The sequence below is a fragment of the Pseudidiomarina sediminum DSM 21906 genome (assembly GCF_000423165.1).
GTDB lineage: Bacteria > Pseudomonadota > Gammaproteobacteria > Enterobacterales > Alteromonadaceae > Pseudidiomarina > Pseudidiomarina sediminum.
In genome coordinates, this window is record NZ_AUHL01000010.1 from 38,456 (window position 1) to 47,093 (window position 8,638).

Consider the following 8,638-nt stretch of genomic DNA (forward strand, 5'->3'; position numbering starts at 1 on the left):
TCGCTGCACACGGCTGCTATATCATGCGCAGCTTAGTCTAAGTGCAAAGGTAAACACACTTTATGAAACCGATCACGCTCGCAATTGCGCAGTTGGACTTTACTGTCGGAGCAATTAAGCGCAATACGGACACTATTCTGCATACACTCGGCGCGCACGATAATGCTGATATCGTCGTTTTTCCTGAGTTAGCCATCACCGGGTACCCGCCGGAAGATCTGTTATTTCGAGCTGATTTTGAAGCCTTGGTTGAACGCGCGCTCACACGCATTGCCGCAGCTGCAGAACACCAAGTGGTGGTGGTCGGTCACCCACAGCGGGTTGGTAACGAGCTTTTCAATAGTGTGTCTGTGCTGCATCGCGGACAATGTTTAGCGCGTTATCACAAGCAGCGCCTCCCTCAATATGGCGTGTTTGATGAACAGCGTTACTTTATTCCCGGTCATGCACCTTGTGTCTTTGAGTGGCAAGGCCACCGTATCGGTGTGTTAATTTGTGAAGATTTGTGGCACCCAGAACCACTCGCGAAAACAATGACTGCGGGCGTGGACTGGGTGATTTCTGTGAATGCGTCGCCGTTTGAAGTCGATAAGCACCAGCAACGTTTGCATGTGCTGCAACAACGGATTGCTGAGAGTGGTTGTCCGATTGTCTATGTGAACAACTGCGGCGGGCAAGATGAGCTAGTGTTTGATGGACACTCGTTAGTTCTCGATAGTGACGCCGAAACTGTGGTTGAACTGCCGCACTGTCAGCCATGTTGTGTTGAGGTACGTTTTGACGCTACTGGGATCCGCCCGGTGATGTCAGACTTTCAAGCTCAGGCGTTGCCGGAATTGCCACAGCAACTTGAGCAACTTCGTCTTGAGCAAGTACGACAAGCCTTAGTATTGTCGATTCGCGATTATGTGCGGAAAAATGGCTTCAAAGGGGTAACCTTAGGGCTTTCCGGTGGTATTGATTCAGCACTGACACTGGCGCTTGCGGCTGAAGCTCTAGGGGCGGATGCCGTGCATGCCGTTATGATGCCGTTTCGTTACACCTCAAAAATGAGTTTGGAAGATGCCGAGCAGCAAGCCAAAACATTAGGTGTTCGGTACGATGTTATTGCTATTGAGCCTATTTATAACAGCTTTATGCAGCAGTTGGCCCCTCAGTTGGAGGGCACGACGGCGGACACCACCGAAGAAAATTTGCAAGCGCGCAGTCGCGGCGTGTTGTTGATGGCGCTCTCGAATAAAACCCACTCATTAGTGTTAACCACTGGCAACAAGAGTGAGTTGGCTGTGGGCTACTGTACCTTGTACGGCGACATGTGTGGTGGCTTCGCGCCGATCAAAGATTTACCGAAAATGATGGTGTTTGCTTTGTCGCGTTATTTAAACACTGTGCATCCGCATGACGTGATCCCGTCACGGGTGATTGAGCGCCCACCATCGGCCGAGCTGGCACCGGGGCAAACCGACCAAGATAGTCTTCCTGAATACGATATCCTGGATAAGATTATTCATTTGTATGTCGAACAGGACTGGTCGCCGACGGCGATTGTTGACGCCGGCTTTGATCGCGCGGATGTCTTGCGTGTTGTGCGTCTGATTGATATTAATGAGTACAAACGTCGGCAGGGCGCTGTCGGGCCGAAAATCACCTCGCGGAACTTTGCTAAAGATCGACGTTACCCAATAACCAACCACTTTCGTTACGAACTCGAACGTGAATTAATGACCGAGGCCAAGCATGAAGAAGATTGAGGCGATTATTAAGCCGTTTAAACTAGATGATGTACGTGAAGCTTTGTCTGAGGTCGGCATTGCAGGTATGACGGTTTCCGAGGTAAAGGGCTTTGGTCGTCAAAAAGGCCATACCGAGTTATACCGTGGGGCAGAATACATGGTCGACTTTTTGCCTAAGGTTAAAATCGAAATTGTGATTGCAGATGATCAGGTTGAAGCCTGTATTGATGCCATCATGGAAACAGCGCAAACCGGTAAAATCGGGGATGGAAAAATCTTCGTTAGTTCGGTGGAGCGGGTGATTCGAATTCGTACGGGTGAGGAAAACGAAGACGCTGTGTAACAGCGTCTTCGATGGTATTACTTAATCAAGATAGCGGCTTTGCGGGAAGTTAGTTTGTAACGTCGCTCGCGCATCATCGCGCAGTTCATTTAATCCCAATGCATCATAACTATCCATCATAATTGCCAACGCTCGTTCGGCTTCTGGTACATCCGGGTAGTGTTCCAAAATGTACTTACCACGGTTGGCGGCTGCTAACCAAGCTTCACGTTTAACGTAATAGTCAGCGACCGATAAGTCGTATTTCGCTAGGCGGCTTTTGATCGCAACCATGCGCTGCTTCGCATCACTGGCGTAGCGAGACTCTGGGAAACGACGTAACAAGGCACCGAAATCTTTGAATGCTTCTTCAGCGTGACTTGGATCACGATCTGAGCGGTCAATACCAACCCATTCTTGCAACGTGTTTGAGTCTGAACGTTCGTTGATGAGACCACGCATATACATCACGTAATCTAAATTGGGGTGGTTTGGGTTAAGTTGCATGAAACGATCAACTTCTGCCAATGCCTTATCGAGGTCACCGATTTTGTAATTGACATAAATTTGGTCCATCTGCACTTGGTGTGCGTACGGGCCAAACGGATAACGCATGGCATGTTGGCGCAAAATACGTTGAGCGTTGGTGAAGTTACCTGCGGCAATATTGCCTTGAGCCTGTTCATAAAGCAGAGCAGCATCATTAAGTACTGCTGAACTGAGTTCTTCATCGGATGAGCTCGAGCACGCAGTAAGCATGACTGAGAGCGCTAACAGCAAACTAATACGCAATTTCATAAGCAGTCGTTCTGATCTCTGTTGATTTAATTTTTGGTGCAAAGCGTTCCAAACAGGTACACTTATCACTTCGATAGTTGCATGCATTCTAGCGCAGCATTAACTGCTTTCACAGGTCCATTATTTATTTTATGAGTGAACATATTGAATTAACTGAAACGGTCCCGGATTCTTGCAATGGCAAACGCTTGGACCAAGCACTCGCTGAGTTGTTCCCTGATTATTCGCGCTCGCGTTTAAAAACGTGGATTACCGATGGTGGCGTGAGTGTTGACGGCAACGTCTGCAACAAGCCTCGCGAAAAAGTTATCAGTGGTATGGTAATTGAAATTGCTGTCGAAATTGCCGAAGAGAAGCGCTTTCAGGCGCAAGCGATTGAGCTCAATATTGTTTACGAAGACGATGATATTTTGGTGATTAACAAGCCTGCGGGTTTAGTCGTCCACCCTGGCGCAGGAACGCCGGACGGCACTTTGCTGAACGCCTTGTTGCATCACTGTCCGGCCATCGACCAAGTGCCACGAGCCGGCATTGTTCATCGCCTAGATAAAGATACCACGGGCCTGATGGTGGTTGCTAAAACCTTACCGGCGCAAACGCATCTCGTGGCGGCAATGCAAGAACGGGAAATCACGCGTGAATATGAAGCTGTGTGTAACGGCCCAATGACCGCTGGAGGTCATATTGACGAGCCGATTGGTCGCCATCCAACGAAGCGTACCCACATGGCCGTCGTTGCCATTGGGAAACCTGCGGTGACCCATTATCGTGTGGCAGAACGGTTCCGCAATCACACCCATTTGCGCCTCCGCTTAGAAACTGGGCGTACGCACCAGATTCGTGTGCATATGGCTTATTTACGTCATCCGTTGGTTGGCGATATTACCTATGGTGGACGTCCACGACCGCCACAAGGGGCCAGCCAAGAGTTATTGGACTACCTACGTCAGTTTAAGCGTCAGGCATTGCACGCGGCACGTTTGTCGTTGCATCACCCAATCACCGGCGAGTGGATGAGTTGGGACGCGCCGACGCCTCCTGACTTTGTCACCTTACTCGAGCTTTTACGTGCCGATCGTAAAGCCCACCCCAATGACGACTAAAAGCTATGCTTATGAACCTCAGTGGCAATTACCGCCTGGGGTTCGTGCTTGCGTTACGACGGTGACAGCGCCAGGAAATGTGGCCAGTCATGTTGGTGATGATCCGGCTACGGTGCTCCGCCATCGTCGTGAACTCCAGCGTGCGCTTGAACTTCCACAACAACCCAAATGGTTAGCTCAGTACCACAGCACGGCAGTAGTTAAGGCTGAGACTGTTGCGATGGGCGCGCCTGCCGATGCTATTTGGACGCTGCAGCCGCGCGGGATCTGTGCCGTACTTACCGCCGATTGTTTGCCGATTTTACTGGCCAGCAACGATGGCGAAGTGATCGCTGCAGTGCATGCTGGCTGGCGCGGTTTGGCACATGGCATTGTGGCGGCAACTGTGGCGCAATTGCCAGTGCCCGCGCAGCACTTATCGGCTTATATTGGTCCGGCAATCAGCCAACCTCATTTTGAAGTCGGCGACGAAGTACGCGCCGCCTTTGTGTCGCAAGGGCTCGTTGACACCATGAGTTTCGCGCCACACAAACCTGGTAAGTGGCTGGGGAACTTAGCCTTGCTGGCAGAACGCACGTTGCGTCAAAGTGGCGTCACGAATGTCACCCAAAGCGGTCTATGTACTTACAGTGACGATCGTTTTTATTCTTATCGTCGCCAACCACAGTGCGGCAGAATCGCAAGCTTGATTTGGAAAATTTAAGTACTAACACTTGAATCTGGCGATTTAATACCCACATCCATGGCAAGGACATCAACGTATGGGTGAGGTATTTTTAACATGCGATTTGACAAATTAACCAATAAATTTCAACTGGCGATTGCTGATGCGCAATCATTGGCTTTAGGCCGCGATCATCAATTCATTGAGCCTGCACATATTATGCAGGCGCTCCTCAATCAAGATGGTGGAACGCTGCGTCCGCTGCTGACCCTTTTGCAGATTGACAGCAACCAACTGCGCGCGAGCTTGAGCGAAATCATCGACGGTTTGCCACAAGTCAGTGGTACCGGTGGCGATGTGCAAGTCTCGGCCGCGACGGGGACCTTGCTAAACCTTTGTGACAAATATGCCCAGAAGCGGAACGATCAATACATTTCTTCAGAGCTGTTTGTCTTGGCCGCAACGGAAGATAAAGGCAAGTTGGGCGATACGCTGAAAAAGCTTGGCGTGACCCGCGATAAAGTAGAAAAAGCCATTGAGCAAGTGCGTGGCGGGCAGAACGTCGACGATCAAAATGCTGAAGACCAGCGTCAGGCGCTCGACAAGTATACGATTGACCTGACTGAGCGTGCGGAACAAAGCAAGCTTGATCCGGTCATTGGCCGAGACGATGAAATTCGCCGCACGATTCAAGTGCTGCAACGCCGAACCAAGAATAACCCTGTGCTGATTGGCGAACCGGGTGTGGGTAAAACCGCAATCGTTGAAGGTTTGGCACAGCGTATTGTGAATGGCGAAGTGCCTGAAGGCTTGAAACATAAGCGAGTTTTGTCACTTGACTTAGGAGCCTTGCTGGCTGGCGCCAAGTATCGTGGTGAATTTGAAGAACGACTGAAAGCTGTATTAAACGAGCTCAGTAAAGAGGAAGGGCGCATTATTCTCTTTATTGATGAGCTGCACACCATGGTTGGCGCAGGTAAAGCTGACGGCGCGATGGATGCAGGTAATATGCTAAAACCAGCTTTGGCGCGTGGCGAATTGCATTGTGTCGGTGCGACAACATTAGATGAGTACCGTCAATATATTGAAAAAGATGCAGCGTTGGAGCGTCGATTCCAGAAGGTGTTAGTGGATGAGCCTTCGGTCGAAGACACGATTGCGATTCTGCGTGGCCTGAAAGAGCGCTATGAAGTGCACCACTCAGTGCAAATCACCGACCCTGCGATTGTGGCTGCGGCAACCTTGTCGCATCGTTATATCAGTGATCGCCAATTGCCAGATAAGGCGATTGATTTGATTGATGAAGCAGCGTCGAGCATTCGTATGCAGATTGACTCGAAACCTGAGGACCTTGATCGCCTTGAGCGCCGCATTATCCAATTGCAGTTGGAGCAGAAAGCGCTGCAAAAAGAAGATGATGAAGCGAGTAAAAAGCGCTTAGAGACATTGGAGCAGGAACTGTCGGAGCAGCAACGCAAATATGCGGAGCTTGAGGAAGTTTGGCTGGCGGAAAAAACTGCGGTGCAAGGTGCGCAAAATATTAAGGCGCAGCTGGAACAAGCTAAAACCGATTTGGAGATTGCGCGCCGCGCTGGTGATTTGAATCGGATGTCGGAATTGCAGTACGGCAAAATTCCTGAGTTAGAGCAGCAACTGCAAGTGGCTGTTGATGCTGAAGACCAAGAAATGTCGTTATTGAAGAATAAAGTTACGGACGAGCAAATTGCGGATGTATTGTCGCGTTGGACGGGGATTCCTGTCAGCAAGATGCTTGAGGGTGAACGTGAAAAGTTACTGCAAATGGAAAGCCAGTTGCATTCCCGTGTGGTCGGGCAGGATGAAGCTGTCACTTCAGTTGCCAATGCGATTCGCCGCTCACGCGCGGGGTTGTCTGATCCGCAGCGACCAATAGGTTCCTTTTTGTTCCTTGGCCCAACAGGGGTGGGTAAAACCGAGTTGTGTAAGGCGTTAGCAGCGTTCTTGTTTGATACCGAAGATGCCATGGTCCGGATTGATATGTCGGAATTTATGGAAAAGCATGCGGTATCACGCTTGGTCGGTGCACCGCCAGGGTACGTCGGTTACGAAGAAGGTGGCTATTTAACTGAAGCGGTTCGTCGTCGTCCTTATTCTGTGATTCTGTTGGATGAAGTCGAGAAAGCGCATCCGGATGTGTTTAATATTTTGCTGCAAGTGCTTGATGATGGTCGCCTCACGGATGGTCAAGGTCGTACTGTCGACTTCCGTAATACGGTGATCATTATGACCTCAAACCTAGGTTCAGATGTGATTCAAGAAAAAGCGCATCAGCAAAGCTATGATGAAATGAAGCATGATGTGATGGAAATACTACAACATCACTTCCGTCCGGAGTTCTTGAACCGTGTGGATGAAAGCGTGGTGTTCCATCCATTAGCGAAATCTGAGATTCGCGCAATTGCGGGTATCCAGTTAAAACGCTTGCACAAGCGTTTGGCTGAGCGCGATTATCAGTTGCAGCTTACCGATGCGGCGTTGGATCACCTAGCAGCAGCAGGTTTTGACCCTGTCTTTGGTGCGCGTCCATTGAAACGCGCTATTCAACAGGAGATTGAGAACCCATTGGCGCAACGTCTGTTGGCTGGAGAACTGTTACCAGGTCGGCCAATTCAGGTCGATTACCAAGACGAACAGATCGTTATTTCGCAAGGGTAATGGATGTGGCATGCAAGCTGTAGCTATTTATTGCAGCTTGCATGCTATGCTATCCTGCATTATCTAACATGATGTAAGTAGGATGTTTCAAATGCCAAACAGTGCACCGAGCAAGAACCGTGGGATTTTCCTTTTACCTAACTTGCTAACCACCGCAGGATTATTCTCTGGCTTCTTTGCTATCGTGGCGTCGATGAATAATCAATTTGAGTCTGCAGCCGTAGCCATTTTTATTGCGATGGTGTTTGATGGGCTCGATGGTCGCGTCGCGCGGATGACGAATACACAAAGTGATTTTGGTGCCGAATACGACAGTATGGCGGATATCGTTTCCTTTGGTATGGCTCCAGCATTAGTAATGTACAATTGGGCATTATCTGATTTAGGTAAGTTTGGTTGGCTTGCTGCCTTTATTTTTGTTGCTGGTGGCGCATTGCGTTTGGCGCGGTTCAATACCAACTTAGGTAGCGAAGATAAGCGTTATTTCCAGGGCCTAGCTATTCCGAGTGCCGCTGCTATTGTCAGTGGTCTTGTTTGGGTGGGGACAAAATATGACATCGCTCCGGACTCGATCAGTTACCTTGCTGCTATCGTAACCATCTGTGCCGGCTTACTTATGGTCAGCAACTTCCGTTATCACTCATTCAAAGATGTTGATTGGCGTGGTCGCGTTTCATTCTTGGTTATTCTCGCCGTTGTCTTGGCGTTCGTCGTTGTAGCTACTGAGCCTTCATTAGTTCTCTTTAGTATCTTCTTCTTATATGCACTATCAGGTCCAATCCTAACGATTCGCTCAGTTGGACGCTTGGAATTAAAACATGTGGTCGGCGATACAGATGAAGAGTGTGAGGAAGAGTTAGCTCAAAACGCTGAAAAAAGTACAAAGAACAAACAAAAAGACCAAGAAGAAAGCAAGCCTGAATAAAAAATAATCGAACGAGTCTTTTTTTGAAAAAAGATCTTGCACGGTGGCGAATGATCTCTATAATTCGCCTCCGTTGTCACCGAGGCAAGCGCCACAGACAACAACCGCTTCGAAGCTTACGAGCGACGAAAAAAAAAGATCGAAAAGGATCTTGACGCGGACAAGGGAAAGCGTAAAATACGCATCCCGCTTCACGAAAGAAGCGAAACGTTCTTTAACAAATTATCAAGCCAAGCAAACTGTGTGGGCACTTACCGGATTCAGGCAGAGAAAAAGCATCTTCGGATGCAAGTATCTTCGGATACACCTGACTGATTGGAGAAGTGCTTAACAAATTAGATTTATTAAGTCATTGATTCAATGGGTCGATTAAACACTTTAAACTGAAGAGTTTGATCA

At 49.0% G+C, this 8,638-nt stretch carries 7 protein-coding genes; 6 read left to right on the forward strand and 1 reads right to left on the reverse strand.

The genetic code is table 11. The features are described from left to right. Positions 1 to 62: 62 nt before the first annotated feature. Together G535_RS0105175 and glnB are read left to right on the forward strand one after the other, a co-directional pair. Entirely contained in the window at positions 63 to 1,751 is a 1,689-nt protein-coding gene (locus G535_RS0105175) for an NAD+ synthase (RefSeq protein ID WP_026861088.1), read from the forward strand. Further along, on the forward strand, positions 1,738 to 2,076 hold the full coding sequence (gene glnB, locus G535_RS0105180) for a nitrogen regulatory protein P-II (protein ID WP_026861089.1): 339 nt from the start codon (positions 1,738 to 1,740) through the stop codon (positions 2,074 to 2,076). The genes G535_RS0105175 and glnB overlap by 14 nt, the downstream gene beginning before the upstream one ends. Positions 2,077 to 2,097: 21 nt before the next feature. On the opposite strand, the gene G535_RS0105185 is transcribed toward glnB, so the two are convergent. Continuing rightward, positions 2,098 to 2,853: an outer membrane protein assembly factor BamD gene (locus G535_RS0105185; protein WP_026861090.1), complete on the reverse strand. Its 756-nt coding sequence runs from the start codon at positions 2,851 to 2,853 to the stop codon at positions 2,098 to 2,100. Positions 2,854 to 2,984: 131 nt separating this feature from the next. Here G535_RS0105185 and rluD point away from each other — a divergent pair, with 131 nt between their 5' ends. The 4 genes from rluD (at position 2,985) to pssA (ending at position 8,239) form a co-directional block, all read left to right on the forward strand. Continuing rightward, the gene (gene rluD, locus G535_RS0105190) at positions 2,985 to 3,956 is read left to right on the forward strand and encodes a 23S rRNA pseudouridine(1911/1915/1917) synthase RluD (RefSeq protein ID WP_026861091.1); all 972 of its coding nucleotides are present in this window, start codon (positions 2,985 to 2,987) and stop codon (positions 3,954 to 3,956) included. Next, positions 3,946 to 4,659, forward strand: coding sequence for a peptidoglycan editing factor PgeF (gene pgeF, locus G535_RS0105195; protein ID WP_026861092.1), 714 nt, complete (start codon positions 3,946 to 3,948; stop codon positions 4,657 to 4,659). The genes rluD and pgeF overlap by 11 nt, the downstream gene beginning before the upstream one ends. Before the next feature lie 78 nt (positions 4,660 to 4,737). After that, a complete protein-coding gene (gene clpB, locus G535_RS0105200) occupies positions 4,738 to 7,314 on the forward strand; it encodes an ATP-dependent chaperone ClpB (RefSeq protein WP_026861093.1) in 2,577 nt (858 codons plus the stop codon). A gap of 91 nt (positions 7,315 to 7,405) precedes the next feature. Continuing rightward, complete coding sequence (gene pssA, locus G535_RS0105205) at positions 7,406 to 8,239, forward strand: CDP-diacylglycerol--serine O-phosphatidyltransferase (RefSeq protein ID WP_026861094.1); 834 nt, start codon at positions 7,406 to 7,408, stop codon at positions 8,237 to 8,239. The last annotated feature ends 399 nt before the right edge of the window (positions 8,240 to 8,638 follow it).